The sequence below is a fragment of the Burkholderia sp. BCC1640 genome (assembly GCF_902833125.1).
Classification (GTDB): Bacteria; Pseudomonadota; Gammaproteobacteria; order Burkholderiales; family Burkholderiaceae; genus Burkholderia; species Burkholderia diffusa.
Map to the genome: position 1 here is coordinate 73,712 of NZ_CADFEF010000028.1, position 25,113 is coordinate 98,824.

Below are 25,113 nucleotides of genomic sequence, written 5' to 3' on the forward strand. Positions count from 1 at the left end.
GCCCGCCAAGGCCGGCGAAGCCGGCCCGCAGCGGCCGCCGGTCAGCTCAGGTCGACCGGCACGAAGATCTGTGCATTATCGCGCTGGATCAGGAGAGCAAGACTGTTGCCCGCTCCCTTGACGGCGTCGCGCAACTGCTCGGGGCTCGTGACCGGGCGGCCGTTCACCGCGAGGATCACATCGCCGGGCTGGATGCCCGCGCTGGCTGCCGGGCCGCCGGCCTGCTGCACGATCAGCCCGTGCGACAGGCTGGTGGCGCTGCGCTCCTGCGGCGTGAGCGGACGCACCGCGACGCCGAGGCGCCCCTGCTCGACGGGGCCGCCGTCGTTCGAGGCCAGCTTCGCGTCGGACATCGCGCCGAGCGTCACGCTGATCGACTTCTTCGACTTGTCGCGCCACACCTGAAGATCGGCCTTCGAGCCCGGCTTCAGGTTCGCGATCTGCGCGGGCAGCGACGTGGAGTCGGCAACCGGCGAGCCGTTGACCGCGAGGATCACGTCGCCCGGCTGCAAGCCCGCTTTCGCGGCCGGGCCGTTCGGGTCGACCGAGCTGACGAGCGCGCCGTCCGGCTTCTGCAGCCCGAACGAGCTCGCGAGCGTCTGGTTCAGCCCCTGCACGGCGACGCCGAGGCGGCCGCGGCTCACGTGGCCCGTCTTCACGAGCTCGTCCTTGACCTTGATCGCCTCGTTGATCGGGATCGCGAACGACAGGCCCTGGAAGCCGCCCGTCTGCGAGTAGATCATCGAGTTGATGCCGATCACCTCGCCCTGCAGGTTGAACAGCGGGCCGCCCGAGTTGCCGGGGTTCACCGGCACGTCGGTCTGGATGAACGGCGTGTAGTTCTCGTCGGGCAGCGAGCGCGATTTCGCGCTGATGATGCCGGACGTGACCGTGTTGTCGAAGCCGTACGGCGAACCGATCGCGACGACCCACTGGCCGACCTTGCTCTGTGCCGGATCGCCGATCTTCACGGTCGGCAGGCCGCTCGCGTCGATCTTCAGCACGGCGACGTCGGACTGCTTGTCGGCGCCGACGACCTTCGCCTTGTACTCGCGCTTGTCGGTCAGCTTGACCGTGACGACGTTCGCGCCGTCGATCACGTGCGCGTTGGTGAGGATGTACCCGTCCGCGCTGACGATGAATCCCGAACCGAGGCTCGCGCTCGGCTGGTCGTCCGGCTGCGTGTCGCCGCCCATGCCCGGCATCTGGCCGTAGAAGTGCTTGAAGAACTGGTAGAACGGATCGCTCGGATCCATCGGCAGCTGCGGCTGCGGCACGCGCCGCGACACCTGCTTCACGACGTGCTTCGCGCTGATGTTCACGACCGCCGGGCCGTAGGTTTCGACCAGCCCGGAGAAATCGGGAATGCCGGTCTTCGCCGCGGCCTCGGCCGGCATCAGCGCGGCGGCCTGCGCGGGCGTGATGATCTGCGGATCGGCGCGGCGGGTGCCTGCGACATAGCCGGCGGACAGGGCAGCCGCCACGGCGACCGCGACGGCGCCGCGCGCAAGGAATCGGGTGTTCATCGTAGGACCTCCTCTTTGTTAGGACGCAGCGTAACGACCCTGACTTAAAGGAGGCTTAATCGACCTTAAACGGGGCTTAGGCCACCGCCGACGCCGTTCGTCATACGGATTCGGATGCCTGCGGCACCTGCGCCGGCATCTCGGCGTCGCGGAACACGACGCTCACGAGCAGGCCGCCCGCGGCCGCGTCGCCGAGCGTCACCGTCGCGCCCTGCTGCGCCGCGACGCGCTTGACGATCGCCAGCCCGAGCCCGCTGCCCGACACGTCGGCGCGCGCCCGCGCGGAGCTGTCGCGGTAGAAGCGGTCGAACACGCGCTCGCGCTCGTCGGCCGGGATGCCGGGGCCGCTGTCGCCGATCTGCACGCACACGCGGCCGGCCGCGTCGCGAGTCAGCGACACGTCGATGCGGCCGCCGTCCGGCGTGTACTTCACCGCGTTGTCGAGCAGGTTGCCGAACATCACGCGCAGCGCGCCGACATCCGCGACGACGGTCGCCGCGCTGCTTTCCTCGAAGCCGAGATCGATGCTGTGCCGTTGCGCGAGCGGTGCATGCGCGGCCACGCATTCGACGAGCAGCGCCTGCAGGTCGACCGGCTCGCGCATCGTCGCGCCGTCCGGTTCGGCGCGCGCCAGCGCGAGCAACTGCTCGGCGAGGCGCGTCGCGCGCGTGACGCCGGCCTGCAGATCGGCGACCGCCTCGCGGCGCGACGTGTCGTCCTTCGCGCGCGCGACGAGCTGCGCCTGGATCTGCACGGCCGCGAGCGGCGTGCGCAGTTCGTGCGCGGCATCGGCGACGAAGGCCTTCTGCGTGTCGAGCGCCGCCGACAGCCGCGCGAGCAGCCCGTTCAGCGCACGCACGAGCGGCTGCACCTCGAGCGGCAGACGCGCATCGGGCAACGGATCGAGCGCTTCGGGCCGGCGCGCCTCGACCGCGCGCGTCACGCGGCCGAGCGGCGCGAGCCCGCGCCCGACGATCACCCAGACCGCCGCGCCGAGGAACGGCAGCAGCACGATCAGCGGCCACAGCGTGCGCAGCGCCACGTTCGCGGCGAGCCGGTTACGCACCGACAGCGGCTGCGCGAGCTGCACGACGTTGTCGCCGACGATCGCGCCGTACACGCGCCATTCGCCGCGATCGGTGCGCTCGGTCGAGAAGCCGAGCTCCGCGCGCGGCGCGATCGGCGCACGCGGATGCGAGAAGTACATCAGCACACCGTTGCGGTTCCAGATCTGGATCACGATGCCTTCGTCGCCGTTGGTGCGCGAACCGAACACCTGCGAGAACGGCTCGGACGGCAGCGCCGCGGCGATTTCCTGCAGCTGGTAGTCGAACAGCTCGTTCGCCTCGGCGAGCGCCTGCCGATAGATGAGCCAGCCCGCGGCGCCCACGCCCGCGACGACGATCGCGAGCAGCCAGATCAGCAATTGATGACGAATCGACCTCACGCGTCAGCTTTCCTTGACGACCATGTAGCCGAGCCCGCGCACGTTGCGGATCAGGTCCGAGCCGAGCTTCTTGCGCAGCGCGTGGATGTAGACCTCGACCGTGTTGCTGCCGATCTCCTCGCCCCAGCCGTACATCTTTTCCTCGAGCTGGCTCTTCGACAGCACCGCGCCGGGCCGCGCGAGCAGCGCCTCGAGCAGCGCGAACTCGCGCGCGGACAGCGCGACGGGCGCGCCGTCGAGCGTCACCTGATGCGACGCAGGATCGAGCGTCAGCGCGCCGTGACGGATCAGCGACTCGCTGCGCCCCGCCTGGCGGCGGATCAGCGCGCGCATCCGCGCGCCCAGTTCGTCGAGGTCGAACGGCTTGACGAGGTAGTCGTCGGCGCCCGCGTCGAGCCCCTTCACGCGATCGGCCACCGCATCGCGCGCGGTGACGATCAGCACCGGCAACGACAGCCCGCGCGCGCGCAAGGTGCGCAACACGTCGATGCCGTCGCGCTTCGGCAGGCCGAGGTCGAGCAGCAGCAGGTCGTACGTCTCGCCGCCGAGCGCCGTGAGCGCGGCGTCGCCGTCCTGCACCCAGTCGACCGCGAAGCCGTCGGCGCGCAACGCCTTGCGTACGCCCTCGGCAATCATTCGATCGTCTTCAACAAGCAGAATCCGCATCGGAGCTGGAACCCATCGGGCGAGTGAAACATGGCGACCATTGTAGCGCCGCGAATCGCGTGCGCCCCGTGCAATGCAACAGAAAGGCGGATTGCAAGGGGCGTGTGCGCACTTGTCTCTACAATGTGCGCTCCGGCGCCGCGCGCGCCCTGCCCGAATCCCGTGCTTTTCCCGTATTCGCCCATGCCGATTTCCGATCTTTCCGCCCGGTTCGCCCCCCGCGCCCGCCCGTTCCTGCGCGCGGCCGCCGTCGTCGCCACCTGCACGGCCCTTGCGTTCGCACCGTCCGCGCAGGCCCGCAAGAAGCTCCACAAGGAAGCGCGCAAGACTGCCGTCGTGTCGCCCGCCGCGCGGGCGGCCGGCCTGCCAGCGTCCGTGCTCGTCGCGCTGCAGCGCGCGAAGGTGCCGGCGTCTGCGATGAGCGTCGTCGTCGAGCGCGTCGGCGACCCCGAGCCGCTGATCGCATGGAATGCGAACCGACCGATGATGCCGGCGTCGACGATGAAGCTCGTCACGACCTTCTCGGGCCTGTCGATCCTCGGCCCCGACTACCGCTGGCGCACCACCGCGTATGCGGACGGCCCGGTCGATCCGGACGGCACGCTGCAGGGCAACCTGTACATCAAGGGCACCGGCGATCCGAAGCTCGTACCGGAGGAACTGATCGACCTCGTCGACAAGATCCGCAAGGCCGGCGTGAAGCGCGTGGTCGGCGGGCTCGTGCTCGACAAGAGCTATTTCGCCGCGTCGACGCGCGACCTGCCGTCGTTCGACGACGACGCGAGCGCACCGTACAACGTCGGCCCCGATCCGCTGCTGTATGCGTTCAAGGCCGTGTCGTTCACGGTCACGCCGGGCGACGACGGCAAGATCGCCGTCGACGTGCTGCCGCCGCTCGCGAACCTGTCGATCGACAACCAGCTGTACGAAGGCACCGGGTCGTGCGGCGCGGCGGCGGCGGCCGCGCGTCCGACGCTGTCGGCCGGCGGCGGGATCATGACCGCGTCGTTCGCCGGCGACTATCCGCTGCGCTGCGGCGCGCACACGACCAACCTCGCGATCCTCGATCACACGACATTCTTCGCGCGCGGCTTCCTCGCGCTGTGGCAGCAGGACGGCGGCACGATCGCGGGCCCCGTCAGCGAAGGCAAGGTGCCGACCGCCGCGCGCCCGCTCGCCGTCCATCACAGCCCCGTGCTCGGCAGCATCGTCTACGACATCAACAAGTTCAGCAACAACGTGATGGCGCGCAACCTGTTCCTGACGATCGGCGCGGCCGCCGGCAAGCCGCCCGCGAGCCCCGAGCAGTCGAGCCGCGCGATTCACGCGTTCCTGCAGAAGAGCGGAATCGCGATGCCCGACCTCGATCTCGAGAACGGCTCGGGCCTGTCGCGCGAGGAGCACGTGAGCGCGCAGTCGCTCGCCGCGCTGCTGCAGGCCGCGAACGCGAGCCCCGTCGCGCAGGCGTTCATCGATTCGCTGCCGATCGCCGGCATCGACGGCACGATGAAGAACCGCCTGACCAACGCCGGCGTGCTCGGCAACGCGCACATCAAGACCGGCACGCTGCGCGACGTGCGCGCTATCGCGGGCTACGTCGCGGGCGCCGACGGCCAGAGCTACATCGTCGTCAGCTTCATCAACGATGATCACGCGGAAGCCGCGCGCGCCGCGCACGACACGCTGCTCGAATGGATCTACGCGGGCGCGCACTGACGAAGCACGCGCCACGACGCGGCGCGGCGCACGCATGTCCGGCTGTCGGCTTGCGTCGATCGCAGGGAGACACCGTGCGTCGGGCGCCCCGCCGCCGGCGATTTCGCCCCGTGCGGTTTGAAACGACCTCGGCCGCGGCGCGCCGCACACGGCCCGCCAGCCGTGCCCAAAAAACGGGGCCGCACCGCGTAGCCCCGTTGCGCATGACTTCCGTAGAAACCCTGTCCTCTGAGGGAACCCTCTACGCTCCCCCCTCGCCTAGCGCGTGGCGATTGCGTAGGCTGTTGGCCTGACCGATATCTACAACGGGCCGTACGCCCAGCTTCACGGCTTGCAGGGGAAAGGAGGAGACACGTCCATGCGATTCGACGTCGAATTGCTTCTGCTCGCGCTGGCGCCCGTCTTCCTGCTCTGCATCGCGTGGGAAGCCTGGCACCTCGCCCGCACGCGTGCGCAGGACCATGTCTATGCATGGCGCGACACGCTGTGCAACGCGGCGCTCGCACTGATGCACCAGGGCGCCGACAAGCTCGCGTGGCTGTTCGTGATCCCCGTTTATGCGTACTGCTACGCACATTTCCGGCTGTTCACGTGGCACGACGGCTGGCTGTCGTTCGCCGTGCTGTTCGTCGGCCAGGACTTCCTCTACTACGTGTTCCATCGCGCGAGCCATCGCGTGCGCTGGCTGTGGGCCGCGCACGTCGTGCATCACTCGTCCGAGCGGATGAATTTCTCGACCGCGTTCCGGCAGAGCCTGATGTATCCCGTCGCGGGCATGTGGGCGTTCTGGCTGCCGCTCGCGTTCCTCGGCTTTCCGCCGCAGCAGATCGTCGGCATCGTGCTGATCAACCTCGCGTTCCAGTTCTTCGTGCACACGCAGGCGATCGGCAAGCTCGGCTGGCTCGAATACGTGTTCAACACGCCGTCGATCCATCGCGCGCACCATGCACGCAACCCGCGCTACATCGACCGCAATTACGCAGGTGTGCTCGTGATCTGGGACCGCCTGTTCGGCAGCTACGTCGAGGAGTCGCCCGACGATCCGCCGCAATACGGAATCGTCGAGCCGCTCGGCTCGAACAATCCGCTCGTCGCGACGTTTCACGAGTGGGTGTCGATGGCGGCCGACGCGTTGCGCGTCCACGGATGGCGCAACAAGCTGCGCGCGATTTTCGGCCCGCCCGAATGGGCGAGCGCTTATCATGCGCAGATCGCCGAGGCCGCGAATCGCGATCCGCGCACCGTGCCGCTTGCGGCCGTGCGCGACCAATAACCGTTTCAGCCAACGGCCGCCGCGCAGCCCGGATCCGAGCCGGCGCGCGGCAGATGAGAAACACATCGGGCCATATCTACGAGGAGATCGAACGATGCAGTCACAACGACAATTCCCGTCGCGCACCCGTCAACGCCTGCTGCGCACCGCGCAGGTCGCGATCGCGGGCGCCGCGCTCGCCCTGCTCGCCGCGTGCGGCGGCGGCGACGACAACAACAGCAGCGCGTCGAACACGCCGCCGTCCGGCGTGAAGATGCAGGTCGTGTCGTTCGGCGACAGCCTGTCGGACGCCGGCACCTACTCGCAGATCAAGCTCGGCTTCGGCGGCGGCCGCTTCACGACCAACCCCGGCCAGGTGTGGACGCAGGACGTCGCGCAGTACTACGGCGACACGCTGCAGCCCGCGAACCAGGGCGGCTTCGGCATTCCGCTGCAGGCCACGGGAGGCCTCGGCTACGCGCAGGGCGGCTCGCGCGTGACGCTGCAACCGGGTATCGGCCACGCCGCCTCGAGCGTGCCGAACGCCGACTACGCGCAGGCCACGACGACCCCGATCGCCGACCAGGTCAAGCAATACCTGACGCAGCACGGCAGCTTCAACGCCGGCCAGATCGTGCTGATCAACGGCGGCGCCAACGACATCTTCTATCAGGCACAGGTCGCGCAGGCGCAGGGCAACACGCCGGCCGCGCAGCTCGCGGCCGCGCAGGCGATCGGCCTCGCCGCGCAGCAGCTCGGCGGCATCGTCCAGCAGATCGTCGCGGCCGGCGCGTCGCACGTGTTCGTCGCGACGGTGCCGGACATCGGCGGCACGCCGCTCGCGCTGCAAGGCGGCCCGCAGACGCAAGCCGCGTTCACGCAACTGTCGGGGCTGTTCAACCAGACGCTGGTCGGCACGCTCGCCGCGCTGAAGGTCGACACGACGAAGTACGCGGTGGTCGATGCGTTCAAGTGGCAGGACGGCATCGCGGCCAACTACCAGGCGAACGGCTTCAGCGTGTCGAACACCGACACCGCATGCAACCTGAAGGCGATGGTCGCGGCGGCGACCCAGTACGGCGTCGCGGACGCGACCGCCTTCGGCTCGTCGCTGTTCTGCTCGCCGCAGACCTACACGACCGCCAACGCGGACCAGACCTACATGTTCGCCGACACGGTCCACCCGACGACGCGCCTGCACGCGCTGTTCGCGCAGTACGTCGAACAGCAGATCGCGGCCTCGGGCGTCGGCAAGTAAGCCGGGCGCCACGCGCGCAAGCGAAAACGCCCGACCGGTTCGCCGGTCGGGCGTTTTTCATTTCATGAGCGGATACGAACGACTGCGTCAGTCGCGCGCTTCGAATGCGGCGGCCGCACGACCGAGACGATCGTTGACCGCGATCCATTCAACGGTCTCGGGCAGTTTCTCAACGAGGATGCGAGCGACCTGCGCGCGGTCCAGCGCGCGCAGCATGCCGTACAGGTCGCGCGCATACGCCTGCGGATCTTCCGGCGCCGCGACGAAATGCACGCCGTCGGCCTGCGCCCAGCGTCCCGCGCGCGACGCGCGTGCGACCAGCGCGACACGTTCGCCATCGGTCTGCGCCGCCGCGAGCAGCGGCTCGAGCGCATCGAACGGCAGCAGCGCGAGCGGCGTGCGCGGCGCGTAATGCGCCTTCAGCGTGCCCGACGCGCGCGGCGCGGTCGCGTCGCTGCCGTCGGGCAGGCGCGGCGCGCGGCCGAGCACGTCGGCGATCTGCTGCGGCGTCACGTGGCCGGGGCGCAGCAGCGCCGGGAAGCCACGCGACAGGTCGAGGATCGTCGATTCGATGCCGACTTCGGACGGGCCGCCATCGAGCACGTGCACGGTGTCGCCGAATTCGTCGCGCACGTGTTGGGCGGTGGTCGGGCTCACGTGACCGAAGCGGTTCGCGGACGGCGCGGCGACGCCGCCGTGGCCGCCGCGCCGCGCGCTGAACGCGGCCAGCAGCGCCTGCGCGACCGGATGCGACGGACAGCGCAGGCCGACCGAATCCTGACCACCGCTCACGGCGTCCGGAATGCGCGCATGGCGCTTCAGGATCAGCGTCAGCGGGCCTGGCCAGAATTCATCGATCAGCGCCCGCGCATCGGCCGGCAGGTCTTCGACCCAGTAACCGGGATCGCCGCCGGGCGGCAGGTGCACGATCACCGGATGGTTCGCCGGACGCCCCTTCGCCGCGTAAATGCGCGCGACGGCCTCGGGATTCGCCGCGTCGCCGCCGAGCCCGTACACGGTTTCGGTCGGGAACGCGACGAGTTGCCCCGCGTCGAGCAGCGCGGCAGCCGCGTCGATCTGAGCGGGCGTCACGGAGTTCGGGAGATCGATGGACATCGGCTGGCGCCTCAGTCGAGCGGCACGCGCAGCAGCTGCGCGCACGCGGTGGCGGCGGCAACGGCATCGTCGCGCGTCTCGGCCGTGAAGTTCACGTGGCCCATCTTGCGGCCGACGCGCGCTTCTTCCTTGCCGTACAGGTGCAGGTGCGCAGCCGGCATCGCGGCGACCGTGTCCCACGGCGGCGTGACGGCCTCGGCCGCGGCGCCGTTCGGGAACCACACGTCGCCGAGGATGTTCAGCATCGCGGCCGGCGAATGCTGGCGCGGATTGCCGAGCGGCATGCGCGTCATCGCGCGCACCTGCTGCTCGAACTGGCTCGTTGCGCACGCATCGACCGTGTAGTGACCAGAGTTGTGCGGGCGCGGCGCCATTTCGTTCGCGACGAACGAGCCGTCTTCCAGCACGAAGAATTCGACGCAGAGCACACCGACGTAGCCGAGCGTATCGGCGATCCGGACGGCTGCCTGCTGCGCCTCCTCGACGCGCGCGGCATCGGCGGCCGGCGCCGGCACGACGGTCAGCGCGAGGATGCCGTTGTGATGCACGTTCTGCGCGAGCGGGAATGCGGCCGAGCGGCCGTCCGCGCCGCGCGCGATCAGCGCGGACACTTCGTATTTCAGCGGCAGGCGCTTTTCGAGCACGCACGGCACGCCGCCGAGCGACGCATGCGCGTCGCGCGCTTCCCGCGCGGTGTTCACGCGCACCTGGCCCTTGCCGTCGTAACCGAGGCGCGCCGTCTTCAGGATGCCCGGCAGCACCGCGTCGAGCGCGGCATCGTCGAGCGCGGCGAGCGCCGCCGCCGATTCGATCACGACGTGCGGTGCGACCGGCACGCCCGACGCCTCGATGAAACGCTTCTCCGCGATCCGGTCCTGCGCGACCGCGACGCAGCGGCCGGCCGGTGCGACGAACGTCGTGCGCGCGAGGAAATCGAGGCTCGCGGCCGGCACGTTCTCGAATTCCGTCGACACGGCATCGCACAGCCCGGCCAGTTCGGCGAGCGCGGCTTCGTCGTCGTAGGCCGCGCGCAGGTGACGGTCGGCGACCGCGCCGGCGGGGCTCGTCGGATCGGGATCGAGCACGGCGACGCGATAGCCCATCGACTGGGCGGCAAAGCAGAACATGCGGCCGAGCTGGCCGCCGCCGACCATGCCCAGCCACGCGCCGGGCAGGATCGGGGAAACGGAATCAGGAGTTGCGGTCATGTCAGTGGTCGGTCGCGGCGGGCGCTGCCCGCCGCAGTGATGAGGATCAGGCGGCCGCTGAAACGGCAGTGCGGCCGCCGGTGCGCCGTCATGCGAGCGGCGGCAGCACCATCGCGTGCGCGGCTTCGTTCTGGCGCACGCGGAACGCGGCGAGGCGGTTCGCGTAGTCGACCGACGTGCCGGACAGTATCGACACCGCGAACAGCGCGGCGTTCGCGGCGCCGGCCTCGCCGATCGCGAACGTCGCGACCGGCACGCCCTTCGGCATCTGCACGATCGAGTGCAGCGAATCGACGCCCTTCAGGTACTTGCTCGCGACCGGTACGCCGAGCACCGGCACCGTGGTTTTCGCGGCCAGCATGCCGGGCAGGTGCGCGGCACCGCCGGCGCCCGCGATGATCGCGCGCAGCCCGCGCTCGCGCGCCTTCTCCGCGTAGTCGAACATCTCGTCGGGCATCCGGTGCGCGGACACGACCTTCGCTTCGTACGGCACGCCGAATTCCTGCAGGATCGCGACCGCGTTCTTCATCACGTCCCAGTCGGAACTCGAACCCATCAGCACGCCGACGAGCGGCGCGCTGTGCGTGTGGGCAGTCTGGACTTCACTCATTTCGTGCGTTCCTTCCTTCAGGCGAGCGGCTGGCCGGTGATGCGCTCGAGCGCTTCCTGGTACTTCGCGGCCGTCTTCTCGACGACGTCGGCCGGCAGTGCCGGTGCCGGCGCGGTCTTGCCCCACGGCTGCGCCTCGAGCCAGTCGCGCACGAACTGCTTGTCGAACGACGGCGGGTTGGTGCCGACCTGGTACTGGTCGGCCGGCCAGAAGCGCGACGAATCGGCCGTCAGCACTTCGTCCATCAGGTACAGCTTGCCGTGATTGTCGAGGCCGAATTCGAACTTCGTGTCGGCGATGATGATGCCGCGCGTCGCCGCGTAGTCGGCTGCTTCCTTGTACAGGCGGATCGAGATGTCGCGGATCGTCGCGGCCAGCTCGGTGCCGATGCGGCGCTCGGTTTCCTCGAACGTGATGTTCTCGTCGTGCTCGCCGAGCTCGGCCTTCGCGGCCGGCGTGAAGATCGGCTCGGGCAGCTTCTGCGCGTTCTGCAGGCCTTCCGGCAGCTTCACGCCGCACACGGCGCCCGACTCCTGGTATTCCTTCCAGCCGCTGCCGGCCAGGTAGCCGCGCACGACCGCCTCGATCATGATCGGCTCGAGGCGCTTGACGACCACGCCGCGACCCTTGACCTGCTCGACCTCGTCGGCCGAGACGACCGCTTCCGGCGCATCGCCCGTCAGGTGGTTCGGCACGATGTGCGCGAGCTTGTCGAACCAGAAGTTCGCCATCTGGTTCAGCACGCGGCCCTTGTTCGGAATCGGCTCGCCCATGATCACGTCGAATGCCGACAGGCGATCGGTCGTGACGATCAGGAGCTTGTCGTTGCCGACCGCGTAGTTGTCGCGGACCTTGCCGCGACCGAGGAGCGGCAGCGAGCGGAGCGTGGATTCGTAAAGGGTAGACATCGTCTTTTCGCAGATAAGGAGCCAAACAAAAAGGGAAACGCCGTTCCCCGCGGCAGGCGGGAACGGCGGTCTTGCAATGCGTCGGCGAACCGGCGGGCGATCAGGCCCGCCGGCTGCCGGCCGGCCCTTGTTCGGCCGGACGGAACGGCCGTCCCGAGGGCCGGATCGAATCCGGCGCCCGGGCGGCCAGCCCCGGCCCGGCGGCAAGACCGGGCGGGGCAATCGTACTACAGTCTCAGCGCACGACCTGCGCAAGCGCGCCGGACTTGTACTGTTCGGCGATCTTGTCGAGCGACACCGGCTTGATCTTCGCGGCCTGGCCTTCGCAGCCGAACGCGAGGTAGCGGTCGACGCACACCTGCTTCGCCGCTTCGCGCGCGGGCTTCAGGTAGTCGCGCGGATCGAACTTGCCCGGGTTCTCGAACAGGTAGCGGCGGATCGCGCCGGTGATCGCGAGACGCAGGTCGGTGTCGATGTTGATCTTGCGCACGCCGTGCTTGATGCCTTCCTGGATTTCCTCGACCGGCACGCCGTAGGTTTCCTTCATGTCGCCGCCGAATTCGCGGATCTCGGCCAGCAGTTCCTGCGGCACCGACGACGAACCGTGCATCACCAGGTGCGTGTTCGGGATGCGTGCGTGGATTTCCTTGATGCGCTGAATCGACAGGATGTCGCCCGTCGGCTTCTTCGAGAACTTGTACGCGCCGTGCGACGTACCGATCGCGATCGCGAGCGCGTCGCACTGCGTGAGCTTCACGAAGTCGGCGGCCTGCTCCGGATCGGTCAGCAGTTGCTCGCGGGTCATCGTGCCTTCGGCGCCGTGGCCGTCTTCCTTGTCGCCCTTCATCGTCTCGAGCGAGCCGAGCACGCCGAGTTCGGCTTCGACCGTCACGCCGATCGAGTGCGCCATCTCGACGACCTTGCGCGACACCTCGACGTTGTATTCGTACGAGGCGACCGTCTTGCCGTCGGCTTCGAGCGAACCGTCCATCATCACGCTGGTGAAACCGCTGCGGATCGCGCCCATGCACACGGCCGGCGACTGGCCGTGGTCCTGGTGCATCACGACCGGGATGTGCGGATACGACTCGACCGCCGCTTCGATCAGGTGGCGCAGGAACGGCTCGCCCGCGTACTTACGCGCGCCGGCCGATGCCTGCATGATCACGGGCGCGCCGACCTGATCCGCCGCCGCCATGATCGCCTGGACCTGCTCCAGGTTGTTCACGTTGAAGGCCGGCAGGCCGTAACCGTGCTCTGCCGCGTGGTCCAGCAATTGACGCATTGATACGAGAGGCATTGTGGAACTCCTTGGAATGAAAACCGGTGCGCCCTGACGCCGGCGCGGCGCTCGGCCCCGTCGAAACCGGGGCGGCACGGCGCGGCTGAGCGTCGAATAGCCGCATTTTATCGCGAAGCGCCTCCGATTCCGACCGGCCGGTAGCGCGTACTCGCAATTTGTTACCTTCGCACGGCACAATCCGGCCAAAAAACAGAAAAAAAGCCGCGCGGGGCATCAGACCCCGCGCGGCTTTCGTCAAAAAAACGGTGCCCGATCGGCTCGGGCGGCCGGTGGACCGGCCGCCGGGCCGGCCCGGCGCATGCCGGCGCTCAATAATGCTCGCCGACCCGCACAATCTTCAGCGTGTTGGTGCCGCCCGCCTGCCCCATCGGCTCGCCGACGGTCAGCACGACCATGTCGCCGTGCTGCACGTAGCCCTGCTTGACGACGATCTCGAGCGCCGCCTGCAGCGCCGAATCGCGGTCGCTGTTGAAGTCGACGTGCAGCGGCGTCACGTTGCGGTACAGCGCCATCGTGCGCTCGCTGCCGACGCGCGGCGTCAGCGCGAAAATCGGCACGTGCGTGTAGTGACGCGACATCCACAGCGCGGTCGCGCCCGATTCGGTCAGCGCGACGATTGCCTTCGCACCGAGGTGATACGCGGTGAACAGCGCGCCCATCGCGATCGACTGGTCGATCCGCGTAAACGTGCGGTCGAGGAAATCCTTGTCCAGCTCGACGTGCTCGGACTTTTCCGCCTCGACGCACACGGCCGCCATCGTCTCGATCGTGACGACCGGGTACTTGCCGGCGGCCGTCTCGGCCGACAGCATCACCGCGTCGGTGCCGTCGAGCACCGCGTTCGCGACGTCCGACACTTCCGCGCGGGTCGGCACCGGCGCGTGGATCATCGATTCCATCATCTGCGTCGCGGTGATCACGAGCTTGTTCGACTCGCGCGCCATCCGGATCATCCGCTTCTGCAGCGCCGGCACGGCCGCGTTACCGACTTCCACCGCGAGGTCGCCACGCGCGACCATGATGCCGTCGGACGCGTCGAGAATGCTCTGCAGCGCCGGAATGGCCTCCGCGCGCTCGATCTTCGCGATCATCTTCGGCTTGATGCCGTACGGCGCGCCCGCGATGTTCGCGAGCTGGCGCGCCATTTCCATGTCCGTCGCATTCTTCGGGAACGACACCGCGACCAGATCCGCGCCGAGCGACATCGCCGTGCGGATGTCTTCCATATCCTTCGCGGTCAGCGCGGGCGCCGACAGACCGCCGCCCTGGCGGTTGATCCCCTTGTTGTTCGACAGCTCGCCGCCCACCTTGACGATCGTGTGGATCTCGTCGCCGAGCACGCGCTCGACGGTCAGCACGATCAGGCCGTCGTTCAGCAGCAGCAGGTCGCCCGGCTTCAGGTCGCGCGGCAGTTCCTTGTAGTCGAGGCCGACGCGCTCGTCGTTGCCAAGTTCGCAGCCCGCGTCGAGGATGAAGGCCTGGCCCGGCACGAGGGTCGTCTTGCCGTTCTCGAACTTGCCGACGCGGATCTTCGGGCCCTGGAGGTCGGCCATGATCGCGATCTCGCGGCCGACCTTGCGGGCGGCCTCGCGCACCATCTCGGCGCGCTGGCGGTGATCGTCGGCCGTGCCGTGCGAAAAGTTGAGCCGCACGACGTCGAGGCCCGCCTGCATCATCTGCAGCAGAATCTCCGGCGAACTGGAAGCCGGGCCGATCGTGGCGACTATCTTGGTGGCGCGCTGCATGAAACTCCTCATCTGGATCAAGGTGGATGCGCTGGGTGAAACGCTGCGAGAGCCGGAATCGGCGGGCCCAGCGGCGGCCGTTCCGGGGGGCGTGCCGGTGCTTGCGCCCGGCATCGCTTTGTTCTGAATCTCGTGGTGCTGCACGACCGCGTCGCCGGCGGCCGCCGGTGCGCGCGGGGTCGAGTTCGCCCGCGCGGGCGCGCGTTTGCGCTTGCCCGCGCCGGCCGGCTGCTCCGCCTTCGCGGAGCGCGCGGCCCTCGTCACCCCTGCGCGCGCCGCCACGCTCAGGCCGCCCGCGTTTCGAGCACTTCCACTGCCGGCAGCTTCTTCCCCTCGAGGAACTCGAGGAAGGCGCCGCCGCCCGTCGAGATGTAGCTGACCTGGTCATGGATGCCGTACTTCGCGATGGCCGCGAGCGTGTCGCCGCCGCCCGCGATCGAGAACGCGGACGATTTGGCGATCGCTTCGGCGAGCGTCTTGGTGCCGTTGCCGAACTGGTCGAACTCGAACACGCCGACCGGGCCGTTCCAGACGATCGTGCCGGCCTTCTCGAGCTGGCTGGCGAGCGCCTTGGCCGTATCCGGGCCGATGTCGAGGATCATGTCGTCCGCTTCGATGTCGGCGACCTGCTTCACCGTGGCCGCGGCCGTCGGCGAGAATTCCTTGGCCGTCACGACGTCGGTCGGGATCGGCACCGACGCGCCGCGCTCGCGCGCCTCGTCGATGATCGCCTTCGCCTCGGCGACGAGATCGGCTTCCGCGAGCGACTTGCCGATCGACAGGCCGGCCGCGAGCATGAACGTGTTCGCGATGCCGCCGCCGACGATCAGCTGATCGACCTTGCCGGCGAGCGACTTGAGAATCGTCAGCTTGGTCGACACCTTCGAACCGGCGACGATTGCGACCAGCGGGCGAGCCGGGTTGCCGAGCGCCTTGCCGAGCGCGTCGAGTTCGGCGGCCAGCAGCGGGCCCGCGCACGCGACCGGCGCGTACTTCGCGATCCCGTGGGTGGTCGCTTCCGCGCGGTGCGCGGTGCCGAACGCGTCGTTCACGTAGACGTCGCAGAGCTTCGCCATCTTCTGCGCGAGCTCGTCCGAATTCTTCTTCTCGCCCTTGTTCACGCGGCAGTTCTCGAGCAGCACGACCTGGCCCGGCGCGACGTTCACGCCGTTCTCGACCCAGTTCGAGACGAGCGGCACGTCACGGCCGAGCAGTTCGGCGAGACGCTTCGCGACCGGCGCGAGCGAGTCTTCCGGCTTGGACTCGCCTTCGGTCGGACGACCGAGGTGCGACGTGACCATCACGGCCGCGCCGGCGTCGAGCGCGGCCTGGATGGCCGGCACGGACGCGCGCACGCGCGTGTCTTCGGTGATGTTGCCGTGATCGTCCTGCGGGACGTTCAGGTCGGCGCGGATGAACACCCGCTTGCCGGCGAGCTGGCCGGCGGCGATCAGGTCGGTAAGACGCTTGACTTGGCTCATGTTGAACAGATTGAAGTAGTGGATGGGGAAAGGGGGTTCACGCTGGATGTGCGCGGGCTGCCGCGAAAGGGCGCCGGATGCGGCCGTGGCTGGCGGTTCGCATGACGCGCACGGGTAAAAAATCTCGAACGGGCATTCTAGCCGATCCATCCGGCAGACTGACCCGTGCGGCGGCGAATTCCGCCTATTTGGGATCGCGCGCGGCCGTCGACACATTTCCGCAACGCAGCAATACGAGCTCGCCAGCGGCCGACGCCCGGCGGGCGACCACGACGATTCATCAGAAGATCAGCCGCAGCGCGGTGAAGACGAGCATCCCGACGATGATCGTGCCGAGCATGCTGCGCCGCCACAAGAACCACCCGAGACCGGCAAGTGCCGCGTAAAACGGATGGTTGGACAGCGCGAACGACAGCCCGGCCGGCGTTTCGAGCACGTCGGGCAGCACGACCGCGACGAGTGCGGCGGCCGGCGCGTAGCGCAGCGCGCGCTGCGCGCGCTCGGGCAGCACGGTGCGTTCGCCGCCGATCAGGAACAGCGCGCGCGTGACGGCCGTGACGATCGTCATCCCGACGATCACGATCCAGATTTCCGTCGCGCTCATTCGATTTCCTTTTCGTGCACGGTTTCGGTGCGGATGCGGCGCCAGTCGGCGCGTTCGACGAAGAAATCAGCCGTGCACCCGGCCGCGAGCGCGGCCAGTACCGCGATCGGCAGCGCGAGCCGGTACGGCAGGTCGAACGCGATCAGCGACACGATGCCCGCGACCGCGACGGCCGCGAGCGTCGAGCGGTTCGCGACCGCCGACACCATGATCGGGAGCAGTGCGAGCGTGCCGGCCAGCTCCAGCCCCCAGCTCGCGGGAAAGAAGCTCGCGAGCAGGATGCCGGCGAGCGACGACACCTGCCACGACGCCCAGCTCGCGAGCGCCATCCCCCAGAAATACGCCTCCTTGCCCGGCACGTGACCGTATGCGAAACCCTGTTTCTGGAACAGCAGGTAGATCACGTCGCCGTTGAAATAGCCGATCGCGAGGCGCCGCCACAGCGGCAGGTAGGAAAAATGGGGCGCAAGCCCGGCGCTGAAGATCACGAAGCGCATGTTGACCATCGTGGCCGTGAGCAGGATCGTCCAGATCGGCAGCTTCGCGACGAGGAGCGGCAGCACCGCGAGCTGCGACGAGCCCGCGTAGACGAAGATCGACATCGCGCTCGCCTGCCCGAGCGTCATCACCGACTTGCTCATCGCGACCCCGGTGACGAGCCCCCAGGACAGGATCGCCATCAGTGTCGGGGAATAGTCGCGCGCGCCCTGGATCAGCGCGAAGCGGTCGGTGGCGGAGAATCGAGCGAGCATGGGAAGCGGGCCGCGGCGGGCGGTTCGTCGGGCCGCCGGCGCCTCCTGCCGGTACGACCCGTCGTTATTGGAATCGGTACCGGGCGATTATAGCGCCGGCCCCGTGCCGACCGACCGGATCGCCTTCAAATGACGCTAAAATAAGCGTCTTTCCGGCTCAATGCTGCACACAACCCGCTGCACAACTGCTTCCCAGGAGAATCCTATGTCAATGGCCGACCGCGACGGCAAGATCTGGATGGACGGCAAGCTGATCGACTGGCGCGACGCCAAGATCCACGTCCTGACCCATACGCTGCACTACGGCATGGGCGTCTTCGAGGGCGTGCGTGCGTACAAGACGGCCGACGGCAGCACCGCGATCTTCCGTCTGCGCGAGCACACCAAACGTCTGCTGAATTCGGCGAAGATCTTCCAGATGGACGTGCCGTTCGACCGCGAAACGCTCGAAGCCGCGCAGCTCGAAGTCGTGCGCGAGAACAAGCTCGAGTCGTGCTACCTGCGCCCGATCATCTGGGTCGGCTCGGAAAAGCTCGGCGTGTCGGCGAAGGGCAACACGATCCACGTCGCGATCGCCGCCTGGCCGTGGGGCGCGTACCTCGGCGAGGACGGCCTCGCGAAGGGCATCCGCGTGAAGACGTCGTCGTTCACGCGCCACCACGTGAACGTGTCCATGGTGCGCGCGAAGGCGTCGGGCTGGTACGTGAACTCGATCCTCGCGAACCAGGAAGCGACCGCCGACGGCTACGACGAAGCGCTGCTGCTCGACGTCGACGGCTACGTGTCGGAAGGCTCCGGCGAGAACTTCTTCCTGGTGAACAACGGCAAGCTGTACACGCCGGACCTGTCGTCGTGCCTCGACGGCATCACGCGCGACACGATCATCACGCTCGCGAAGGACGCCGGCATCGAGGTGATCGAGAAGCGCATCACGCGCGACGAGGTCTACACGGCCGACGAAGCGTTCTTCACGGGCACGGCCGCCGAAGTCACGCCGATCCGCGAGCTCGACAACCGTACGATCGGCAGCGGCGCGCGCGGCCCGGTCACGGAAAAGCTCCAGTCGGCATTTTTCGATATCGTGTCGGGCAAGAACGCGAAGTACGCGCACTGGCTGACGAAGGTCTGAGTGCGCTGCGCCACCGACCGCCCCACAAAAGAGTGATAAGAGAAAGTCTCATGAGTGAAATCAAGGAAATGCCGCTGGTCGAGCTGACGGCCAAGGATCTCCCCGCCTACTGCCCGAACCCGGCCATGGCGCGCTGGAGCGCGCACCCGCGCGTCTTCATCGACGTGTCGCACGGCGAGGCGCGCTGCCCGTATTGCGGCACGCGCTACAAGCTGCGCGACGGCGAGGTGGTCAAGGGCCACTGAGCCCGGGCCGGGCCCGCGGGCCCGCCGCACGCGAGGCGGCGCAGCCGGAACTCCGGCGCGCCGCCCTTTTCCTGTTCTGACAACCCGAACGCGGTGCATGCGCGCCGTGCTTCATTACGACATCGGAAGTCGACCTGATGCGTCGAGCGCTGGTTATCGCACCGAACTGGATCGGTGACGCATTGATGGCGCAGCCGCTTTTTGCGCTGCTGAAAAAGCTCCATCCCCGCATCGCGATCGATGCCGTCGCGCCCACCTGGGTCGCGCCCGTGCTCGAGCGGATGCCCGAGATCCACGATGTCTACGCGACCGACCTCGCGCACGGCAAGCTGCAGCTGCTGCGCCGCTGGCAGCTCGCGACCGACCTGCGTGACGTCGGCTACGACGCGGCGTACGTGCTGCCGAATTCGCTGAAGTCCGCGGTGATCCCGTGGCTCGCGAACATCCCGCTGCGGATCGGCTACACGGGCGAGCACCGCTACGGCCTGCTGAACGTGCGGCACGCGAACCCCGACAAGTCGGCCGAGCGTCCACCGATGACGACCCACTACGCGGCGCTTGCGTATGCGCCGGGCGCGAAGCTGCCCGAGTCGATGAAGACGCTGCCCGCGCCGCACCTCGACGCCGACCTGAACGAGACTGCGCGCGTGTCCGCACGTTTCAATCTCGATACGCGCAAGCCGCTCGTCGTGTTCTGCCCCGGCGCGGAATACGGCCCGGCCAAGCGCTGGCCGCCCGAGCACTTCGCAACGCTCGCGACGATCGTCCACCAGTCGTTCCCGTACACGCAGATCGTCGCGCTCGGCTCGCAGAAGGACGCCGCCGCCGCGCAGGCGATCGCCGACCACGCGCCGAACGTGCGCAACCTGTGCGGGCAGACGTCGCTGTCCGAGGCGTGCGCGCTGATCGCGCGCGCGAACGCGGTCGTGACCAACGATTCGGGGCTGATGCACGTCGCGGCCGCCTTGCGCCGGCCGCTCGTCGCGCTGTACGGCTCGACGGATCCGCGCCACACCCCTCCGCTGTCGGAGCTGGCGAAGGTACAATGGCTGCATCTCGAATGCAGTCCCTGCTTCGAACGCGAGTGCCCGCTCGGCCATCTGAACTGCCTGCGCCAACTCGGTCCCGAGCAGGTATTCGGCGATTTGCGCGGCATGCTCGTCGGGCAGCGCTGACCCTGGCCGGCAGCGTCGCACGACGCGCCGGGCAATCCGATTCACCGGTGTACGGCGGCTCCATCCGGGCCGCCGTGCTGAATACGGCGCGCGACGCGCGCGAGAGATAACCCCGATGCCACGTTTTGCCCGCCTTTTCGAAGCCGCTGCCGATACGCTGAACGCTTACTACCAGGCCGTCGCCGATGCCAATCTCGACGCGCTGCTGGGGTTGTGGATCGACGAGGACTTCGCCAGCTGCGTCTGGGCCGACGGCGAGCATCTGCACGGCCTCGACCAGATCCGCAGCGGGCTGGCGAACCGCCTCGCGACGCGTCCCGTGACGATCGAACCGCTCGACATCCGCGTATACGATAGTCTCGGCACCGTCGTCTACACGATCGCCGAAGCGCATCAGCAGGCCGACCTGACGGCCGAACCGGACATGGTTTTCGCCACGTACGTGATGATTCACGAACGCGGCGAGTGGCGCATCGCGCATATTCACGCGAGCCCGATTCCCGAACAAGCGGCCGGACAATTCGCCGCGAAGATCCGTCACGGGCAGGGTCCGCTGCACTGACGAAGAACGAAGCAACGCATTAGCGGGGCGATCATGAGTACGGCTTCTCCGCCCACCTCGCCGCTGACCGGGGCCCCGGCCCCCGACGACGATTCATTGCGCTATCGCGCACCGCGCTGGCTGCCGAACAGCCATGCCCAAACCATCGTGCCCGCGCTGTTCGCACGGCGTCCGGCGGTCGCGTACCGACGAGAGCGATGGGAAACCCCCGACCACGATTTCATCGATCTCGACTGGGTCGCGCATCTCGACAGTGCCGCGCCGGCGCCCGACGCACCGCTGTTCGTGCTGTTCCACGGCCTCGAAGGCAGTTCCGGCTCGCATTACGCGCTGGCGATGATGGCCGCCGCGCGCGCGAAGGGCTGGCACGCCGTCGTCCCGCACTTTCGCAGCTGCAGCGGCGAGCTCAACCGGCAGCCGCGCTTCTACCATCTCGCCGACAGCGCCGAGGTCGACTGGATCCTGCGCCGGCTCGCCGCGCAGCATCGCGGGCCGGTCGTCGCGGCCGGCGTATCGCTCGGCGGCAACGTGCTGCTGCGCTGGCTCGGCGAGCACCGCAGCGACACGTCGATCGTGCACGCGGCCGCCGCGATCTCGACGCCGATCGACGTGCACGCGGGCGGTCGCGCGCTATCGCAGGGCTTCGCGATGGTCTATACGCGCAGCTTCCTGAAGACGCTGAAACGCAAGGCGCTCGCGAAGCTCGACCAGTATCCGGGGCTGTTCGACCGCGACGCGATGCTGCGGGCCGTGACGATGCGCGACTTCGACGAAGTCGTGACCGCGCCGCTGCACGGCTTCGCGGACGCCGACGACTACTGGACCCAGGCCACGACGCGCCCGCTGCTGCCCGCGATCGACGTGCCGACGCTGATCCTCAACGCCCGCAACGATCCGTTCCTGCCCGAATCCGCGCTGCCGAGCGCCGCCGACGTGTCGCCGGCCGTCGAGCTCGACCAGCCCACGGACGGCGGCCACGCGGGATTCATGACCGGGCCGTTCCCCGGCCGCCTCGACTGGCTGTCGGCGCGGGTGTTCGGCTATTGCTCGAAATTCGTCGACCATGGATGACATCGTCAGGCAGGCCCTCGCCAAGTGGCCGAACGTGCCGCACTGCACCGGCTGGCTGCTGCTTGACCGGCGCGGCGAATGGCGGCTGCGAGACGACGCCGCGCAGGCCGCGGGAGCGCTCGGCTCGCCGGTCCGGCATGCGGCGCTGAACGCGTTCATCGGGCGCAACTACGCCTGCGACGCGCACGGCCAGTGGTTCTTCCAGAACGGGCCGCAGCGCGTGTACGTCGAGCTCGCCTATACGCCGTGGGTCGTGCGCCTGGCCGAACGCGACGGGCAACTCGCGCTGGCCGACCAGACCGGCGCGCCATTCGAACCGGACGCCGCGTGGCTCGACGACGCGGGCGGCGTGCTGTTTCGCGCGGCCGGCTCGCCGCCGCGCGTCGCGGCGCTGCACGACCATGACCTCGGCCTGTTCGCCGATCACGCGGACTTCGACGCGACGCCGCCCGTGCTGCGCTGGCGCGACGGGTGCACGCTGTCGCTCGGCAATCTCGCCTGCGCCGACGTGCCCGCGACGTTCGGCTTCGTCGCGAGTCCCGCGCAGCGGGCGCGCCGCAGCTCGCCAGATGGCCGCGACGGCAGCGTCGAAAGCTGACGCGCAACCCACCCTGCCCGCCTGACGGCCGTTATCCGCGGCCGTTCTTCTCGTCCTCGCGCTCTTCCTTGTAGCGCGCCTCGAATTCCAGCAGCCGCGCGCCGATGATCGACTGGTCGTAGAACGACACGTCCTTCGCGTCGCGCGCCTCCTTCAGCTGGCGTATCGCCGACGGCCACGCGCCGTCGAGCGCCAGCTTCTCCGCGAGCGCGCGGCGCCGCGCGAGCACGTCGCCCCGGCCGTCGCTCGCCTTCGCGAGATAGTCCCACCAGTCCGGCTGCTCGGGGTCCGCCTGCGCCTCCGTGCGCGCGAGCGTCTGTGCTTCGGCGAAGCGGCGCGCGGCGATCAGCGCCTGCAGGTGCGCGACGATCGCCGCGTGCGACGCCGGCCAGCGCCGCTGCGCGAGCGCCGCGAGCCGCACCGCGTCGTCGGTCCGGCCCGCGCGGCGCGCGATGTCGGCGGCGAGCACGTCGAGGCTCGGCGAACTCGTCTCGGGATTGTCCGCGCGCCGCTCGCGCGCGTCGAATGCGGCACGGGCCGACACGAGCGCCTTGTCGGCCGCGTCGTACTGGCCGAGCAGCATGTTCGCGAGCGCGATCCCGTATTCGTTCGCCGCGACGTTCGGCGCCGTGCGATCGTCGAGCTCGAGCTGCATCCTGCGCGTCTCGGCCGCGATGTCGTTCGGCGCGCGATTCTGCAGGATGCGCAGCCGTGCGCGCACGAAGCCGTATTCGGCCGACTGGCGCGGCTGCCGGTATGGCGCGCGGCGTGCGCGATCTTCCATGTCGGCGATCCGTTCGCCCGTCAGCGGGTGCGTACGCGCATAGGCCGGCACGCCCGCGTCGCCCATCGACGCGCGCTCGAGCCGTTCGAAGAAGCCCGGCATTCCGTACGGGTCGTAGCCGGCGCCGGCGAGCAGCTGGAACCCGACGCGATCGGCCTCGCGCTCCGCCGACCGCGAGAAGCGCAACTGGTTGTCGACCGCGTACGCCTGCCCGCCCATCGCGATCGCGCTGCCGAGATCGCCGCTGCGCGCGAGCACGCCCGCCAGCACGCCGAGCAGCATCGTCGCGAGCGCCGTGTAGCCGGTCTTCTCGTTCGCGCCGATCATCCGCGCGATGTGCCGCTGCAGCACGTGGCCCATCTCGTGACCGACCACCGACGCGAGTTCGGATTCCGTCTGCGTCGTGACGACCAGCCCGCTGTTGATGCCGATGAAGCCGCCCGGCATCGAGAACGCGTTGATCTGCGGATCGCGCACCGGGAACAGTTCGAAGTCCGGCATGTAGCCGCCGATGTAGCGCGCGGCCGCCGCGGCTGCGAGCCGCTTCGCGATCGCGTTCAGGTAGTCGCGCGCGAGCCAGTCGTCGAGATAGTCCGGATCGCGCCTCACCTCGCGCATCACACGCTCGCCGAGACGCCGTTCGGCCCGCGGCGTGAGCGAACCGCCGGAGCCGTCGCCGAGGTCGGGCAGCTCCAGCGCGCGCAGCGGTGCGCGCAGGCTCGCGACCGGCGCGGACGCGCCGTCGGCGCCGGAAAACCGGCTCTCCGCGCCGCCGTAGGTGCCGAATACGCCGGTCGCGATGCCAGACGGCACCGTGGAAATCGACGGTGACGCGCCTGCCGCCGGCTCGAGCGGCAGCGCGGACGTGCGCTGTGCATGGCCGCTCGGCGGCAGCACGAGCGCCGCCGACAGCAACACGGCAAGCAACTGTTTGACACGCATGGCAGGATGAAAGCGACGCCGTCCCGCGCGCCGGGCGCGCATCGCGGCGTTTGGTCTGAATATTCGGGTCATTGTACCGGCGACATCGCGACTGTCCCGCGCGGCAAATGCGCCATCTGCGCGCTCGGCGCCGCGAAGGCCACTGCTATGATAGGCGCCCGTTGAAACGTTGGATCGGATCGGGGTGCGGATACGGGATTCGGCGCCCCCGGCCGATCGCGAAGCCGGATCGAGGGACGTGCTCGCGCGCGCACCCCGTTCCACTGGAGCAAGACATGTCAGGACTCACCCATTTCGACGCCGCGGGCCACGCACACATGGTCGACGTCGGCGGCAAAGAGGAAACGCAACGCATCGCGATCGCGCGCGGCACGATCCGGATGCTGCCGGCGACGTTCGCGCTGATCCGCGACGGCAAGGCGAAGAAAGGCGACGTGCTCGGCGTCGCGCGCATCGCCGCGATCCAGGGCGCGAAGCGCACCGCCGACCTCATTCCGCTGTGTCACCCGCTCGCGCTGACGCGCGTGGCCGTCGACTTCGAACTCGACGACGCCCTGCCGGGCGTGCACTGCGTCGCGCAGGTCGAGACGTTCGGGCGCACCGGCGTCGAGATGGAAGCGTTGACTGCCGTGCAGGTCGGGCTGTTGACCGTGTACGACATGTGCAAGGCCGTGGATCGCGGGATGATGATCACCGACGTGAGCGTCAGGGAGAAACGCGGCGGGAAGTCGGGGGACTGGAAAGCGGAGGACGTAAGGGATTGATTTAATGTAGATTTCCAAATCAAACCAACGCCTCTCCCGCATCGACGGCTGGCTGGTGCCCCATCGCCCCGGTCACCGCGACAAGGTGAAAAATTCGATCTTGCTCCAATCCTGCTCCACTTGGAGTGTTTACGCCGACCGGAAATTGAGCCACTTGTAGGGATCGCGCCGACTGAAAACTGAGCCGGGCAATCAACCTATCCTGCTAGTTTTTCAGGCAGGGTGTTTGGGGATGATCCCGATGACCATGA

The 25,113-nt window shown here is 68.7% G+C and carries 24 protein-coding genes; 11 read left to right on the forward strand and 13 right to left on the reverse strand.

Annotated features, from left to right (window positions below; translation table 11 throughout):
- Positions 1-41: 41 nt before the first annotated feature.
- The 3 genes from HWX25_RS25995 to HWX25_RS26005 form a co-directional block, all read right to left on the reverse strand.
- On the reverse strand, positions 42-1,526 hold the full coding sequence (locus HWX25_RS25995) for a DegQ family serine endoprotease (RefSeq protein WP_059527965.1): 1,485 nt from the start codon (positions 1,524-1,526) through the stop codon (positions 42-44).
- A 100-nt stretch (positions 1,527-1,626) separates the two neighbouring features.
- On the reverse strand, positions 1,627-2,973 hold the full coding sequence (locus HWX25_RS26000) for an ATP-binding protein (protein WP_059527967.1): 1,347 nt from the start codon (positions 2,971-2,973) through the stop codon (positions 1,627-1,629).
- 3 nt (positions 2,974-2,976) lie between these two features.
- On the reverse strand, positions 2,977-3,639 hold the full coding sequence (locus HWX25_RS26005; RefSeq protein WP_040141750.1) for a response regulator: 663 nt from the start codon (positions 3,637-3,639) through the stop codon (positions 2,977-2,979).
- Between the two features lie 183 nt (positions 3,640-3,822).
- Here HWX25_RS26005 and dacB point away from each other — a divergent pair, with 183 nt between their 5' ends.
- The 3 genes from dacB to HWX25_RS26020 all read left to right on the forward strand — a co-directional run bounded on the left by dacB (position 3,823) and on the right by HWX25_RS26020 (position 7,865).
- Positions 3,823-5,355: a D-alanyl-D-alanine carboxypeptidase/D-alanyl-D-alanine-endopeptidase gene (dacB, locus tag HWX25_RS26010; RefSeq protein ID WP_175911271.1), complete on the forward strand. Its 1,533-nt coding sequence runs from the start codon at positions 3,823-3,825 to the stop codon at positions 5,353-5,355.
- A 358-nt stretch (positions 5,356-5,713) separates the two neighbouring features.
- Positions 5,714-6,628 (forward strand): sterol desaturase family protein, encoded by a 915-nt coding sequence (locus tag HWX25_RS26015; RefSeq protein WP_059527973.1) that lies wholly within the window; start codon positions 5,714-5,716, stop codon positions 6,626-6,628.
- A gap of 94 nt (positions 6,629-6,722) precedes the next feature.
- The gene (locus tag HWX25_RS26020; RefSeq protein WP_175911273.1) at positions 6,723-7,865 is read left to right on the forward strand and encodes an SGNH/GDSL hydrolase family protein; all 1,143 of its coding nucleotides are present in this window, start codon (positions 6,723-6,725) and stop codon (positions 7,863-7,865) included.
- Between the two features lie 87 nt (positions 7,866-7,952).
- Here HWX25_RS26020 and HWX25_RS26025 read toward each other — a convergent pair whose 3' ends face one another.
- The 6 genes from HWX25_RS26025 to pyk all read right to left on the reverse strand — a co-directional run bounded on the left by HWX25_RS26025 (position 7,953) and on the right by pyk (position 14,755).
- Positions 7,953-8,981, reverse strand: a complete 1,029-nt coding sequence (locus HWX25_RS26025) for an L-threonylcarbamoyladenylate synthase (protein ID WP_175911275.1) — start codon at positions 8,979-8,981, stop codon at positions 7,953-7,955.
- 11 nt (positions 8,982-8,992) lie between these two features.
- The gene (locus tag HWX25_RS26030) at positions 8,993-10,189 is read right to left on the reverse strand and encodes a 5-(carboxyamino)imidazole ribonucleotide synthase (protein ID WP_059527982.1); all 1,197 of its coding nucleotides are present in this window, start codon (positions 10,187-10,189) and stop codon (positions 8,993-8,995) included.
- Between the two features lie 88 nt (positions 10,190-10,277).
- A complete protein-coding gene (purE, locus tag HWX25_RS26035; RefSeq protein WP_012364611.1) occupies positions 10,278-10,799 on the reverse strand; it encodes a 5-(carboxyamino)imidazole ribonucleotide mutase in 522 nt (173 codons plus the stop codon).
- Positions 10,800-10,816: 17 nt separating this feature from the next.
- A complete protein-coding gene (locus HWX25_RS26040) occupies positions 10,817-11,707 on the reverse strand; it encodes a phosphoribosylaminoimidazolesuccinocarboxamide synthase (protein ID WP_059820348.1) in 891 nt (296 codons plus the stop codon).
- 235 nt (positions 11,708-11,942) lie between these two features.
- Positions 11,943-13,007: a class II fructose-bisphosphate aldolase gene (gene fba / locus HWX25_RS26045; RefSeq protein ID WP_059690613.1), complete on the reverse strand. Its 1,065-nt coding sequence runs from the start codon at positions 13,005-13,007 to the stop codon at positions 11,943-11,945.
- A 311-nt stretch (positions 13,008-13,318) separates the two neighbouring features.
- On the reverse strand, positions 13,319-14,755 hold the full coding sequence (pyk, locus tag HWX25_RS26050; RefSeq protein WP_059447904.1) for a pyruvate kinase: 1,437 nt from the start codon (positions 14,753-14,755) through the stop codon (positions 13,319-13,321).
- Here pyk and HWX25_RS33795 point away from each other — a divergent pair.
- Positions 14,754-14,882, forward strand: a complete 129-nt coding sequence (locus HWX25_RS33795; protein ID WP_256097633.1) for a hypothetical protein — start codon at positions 14,754-14,756, stop codon at positions 14,880-14,882. The two genes, pyk and HWX25_RS33795, sit on opposite strands and share 2 nt — an antisense overlap.
- Positions 14,883-15,039: 157 nt before the next feature.
- On the opposite strand, the gene HWX25_RS26055 is transcribed toward HWX25_RS33795, so the two are convergent.
- The 3 genes from HWX25_RS26055 to HWX25_RS26065 form a co-directional block, all read right to left on the reverse strand.
- On the reverse strand, positions 15,040-16,236 hold the full coding sequence (locus HWX25_RS26055; RefSeq protein WP_175911276.1) for a phosphoglycerate kinase: 1,197 nt from the start codon (positions 16,234-16,236) through the stop codon (positions 15,040-15,042).
- Positions 16,237-16,516: 280 nt separating this feature from the next.
- Positions 16,517-16,840: an AzlD domain-containing protein gene (locus tag HWX25_RS26060; protein ID WP_059527991.1), complete on the reverse strand. Its 324-nt coding sequence runs from the start codon at positions 16,838-16,840 to the stop codon at positions 16,517-16,519.
- Positions 16,837-17,592, reverse strand: coding sequence for an AzlC family ABC transporter permease (locus HWX25_RS26065; RefSeq protein ID WP_059690615.1), 756 nt, complete (start codon positions 17,590-17,592; stop codon positions 16,837-16,839). The genes HWX25_RS26060 and HWX25_RS26065 overlap by 4 nt, the downstream gene beginning before the upstream one ends.
- Before the next feature lie 205 nt (positions 17,593-17,797).
- On the opposite strand from HWX25_RS26065, the gene HWX25_RS26070 reads away from it, so the two are divergent.
- From HWX25_RS26070 to HWX25_RS26095, 6 genes are all read left to right on the forward strand, one after another.
- The gene (locus HWX25_RS26070) at positions 17,798-18,721 is read left to right on the forward strand and encodes a branched-chain amino acid transaminase (protein ID WP_059447778.1); all 924 of its coding nucleotides are present in this window, start codon (positions 17,798-17,800) and stop codon (positions 18,719-18,721) included.
- 50 nt (positions 18,722-18,771) lie between these two features.
- Positions 18,772-18,966 carry a zinc-finger domain-containing protein gene (locus tag HWX25_RS26075; RefSeq protein WP_006749970.1) on the forward strand — a complete coding sequence of 65 codons (195 nt, stop codon included), beginning with the start codon at positions 18,772-18,774 and terminating at the stop codon, positions 18,964-18,966.
- A 137-nt stretch (positions 18,967-19,103) separates the two neighbouring features.
- A complete protein-coding gene (waaF, locus tag HWX25_RS26080; RefSeq protein ID WP_175911277.1) occupies positions 19,104-20,141 on the forward strand; it encodes a lipopolysaccharide heptosyltransferase II in 1,038 nt (345 codons plus the stop codon).
- 115 nt (positions 20,142-20,256) lie between these two features.
- Positions 20,257-20,703 carry a nuclear transport factor 2 family protein gene (locus HWX25_RS26085; RefSeq protein WP_006749968.1) on the forward strand — a complete coding sequence of 149 codons (447 nt, stop codon included), beginning with the start codon at positions 20,257-20,259 and terminating at the stop codon, positions 20,701-20,703.
- A 33-nt stretch (positions 20,704-20,736) separates the two neighbouring features.
- Positions 20,737-21,774, forward strand: coding sequence for a hydrolase (locus tag HWX25_RS26090; RefSeq protein ID WP_175911279.1), 1,038 nt, complete (start codon positions 20,737-20,739; stop codon positions 21,772-21,774).
- The gene (locus tag HWX25_RS26095; protein ID WP_175911281.1) at positions 21,767-22,372 is read left to right on the forward strand and encodes a DUF2946 family protein; all 606 of its coding nucleotides are present in this window, start codon (positions 21,767-21,769) and stop codon (positions 22,370-22,372) included. The genes HWX25_RS26090 and HWX25_RS26095 overlap by 8 nt, the downstream gene beginning before the upstream one ends.
- A gap of 31 nt (positions 22,373-22,403) precedes the next feature.
- On the opposite strand, the gene HWX25_RS26100 is transcribed toward HWX25_RS26095, so the two are convergent.
- The gene (locus HWX25_RS26100) at positions 22,404-24,098 is read right to left on the reverse strand and encodes a M48 family metalloprotease (RefSeq protein ID WP_175911282.1); all 1,695 of its coding nucleotides are present in this window, start codon (positions 24,096-24,098) and stop codon (positions 22,404-22,406) included.
- A 275-nt stretch (positions 24,099-24,373) separates the two neighbouring features.
- Here HWX25_RS26100 and moaC point away from each other — a divergent pair, with 275 nt between their 5' ends.
- The gene (moaC, locus tag HWX25_RS26105) at positions 24,374-24,862 is read left to right on the forward strand and encodes a cyclic pyranopterin monophosphate synthase MoaC (protein ID WP_175911284.1); all 489 of its coding nucleotides are present in this window, start codon (positions 24,374-24,376) and stop codon (positions 24,860-24,862) included.
- Positions 24,863-25,113: the final 251 nt, after the last annotated feature.